This window comes from Vibrio ouci, assembly GCF_004551525.1.
GTDB lineage: Bacteria > Pseudomonadota > Gammaproteobacteria > Enterobacterales > Vibrionaceae > Vibrio > Vibrio ouci.
This window is the reverse complement of sequence record NZ_SATR01000242.1, coordinates 1-851: the sequence shown is the minus strand read 5'-3', so window position 1 is coordinate 851 and position 851 is coordinate 1. Positions and strand designations below refer to the sequence as shown.

General features: G+C 42.5%; 1 protein-coding gene and 1 pseudogene. One reads left to right on the top strand and one right to left on the bottom strand.

Annotated elements, in window-relative coordinates; translation table 11 throughout:
- The first annotated feature begins 167 nt into the window (after positions 1 to 167).
- On the top strand, positions 168 to 701 hold the full coding sequence (locus ELS82_RS25445) for a cysteine hydrolase family protein (RefSeq protein ID WP_134837817.1): 534 nt from the start codon (positions 168 to 170) through the stop codon (positions 699 to 701).
- 28 nt (positions 702 to 729) lie between these two features.
- Here ELS82_RS25445 and ELS82_RS25440 read toward each other — a convergent pair.
- Positions 730 to 851 (bottom strand): annotated as a pseudogene (locus ELS82_RS25440) (IS110 family transposase); the annotation flags it as partial.

Here is an 851-nt window from a genome sequence, read left to right as displayed (position 1 = left end):
CAAATTAGTGAGCACGTAGGAAAATTTGCCTAACAAACAATTCAAGCTGATTCGCAACGCTCGGCGCTTTCGGTTTCAATTGGTTTGGTGATTACGGTGAAGTGCTTGGGTAAGGCGGCAGTGTTGCTCACAACTTAATTGGGCGTTAGCCCTATAAGAGGATAATTATGAAATCTGCGGTTCTTGTTATCGATGTTCAATCGATTTTATTCGATCCCGAACCACAACCATTTGAGTCTAAAGTAGTCTTAGATAAGATTAATGAAGTGACCAAATGGGCTCGGAATAGGGCAGTTCCAGTTGTTTTCATCCAGCATGAGCAGCTCAATTCAGTGATCGAATTTGGTTCCGATGGTTGGAAGTTGCAGTCGACGCTTGTGACTCAAGTGGACGATTATTTTGTTCGTAAGACAACACCTGATTCGTTTTTGAATACAAACCTTCAAAGTCTTCTGACAGAATTAGGAATCGACAATGTAATCGTCTGTGGTTATGCGTCTGAGTTTTGTGTTGATACGACCGTTCGCAGGGCTGCTGGGTTAGGTTATTCGGTTACGTTAATATCGGACGCTCATACAACCCACGATAAATCGCATGCTACCGGCGCTCAAATTCGAGCGCATCATAATGCAACATTGCCCAATATTTCGAGCTTTGGTGTAAAGATAGACGCAATTGAAGTTGGTAGCCTTTTGGCATAGGGCTAACAAGAGACTATGGCGTCAATAGTTAATCTTTGACGCTATCTTTATCCCACATTACACCGTCTCTTAGCATCGAATTAAGTATCACAACCATCTTTCTCATACAGGCAACTATGGCTACTTTCTTTGGTTTTCCTGCCGCAAGTA

Bases quoted from the DNA above. Each gene is read 5' to 3' on its own strand.
- ELS82_RS25445 (WP_134837817.1), top strand. From the start codon at position 168: ATGAAATCTGCGGTTCTTGTTATCGATGTTCAATCGATTTTATTCGAT.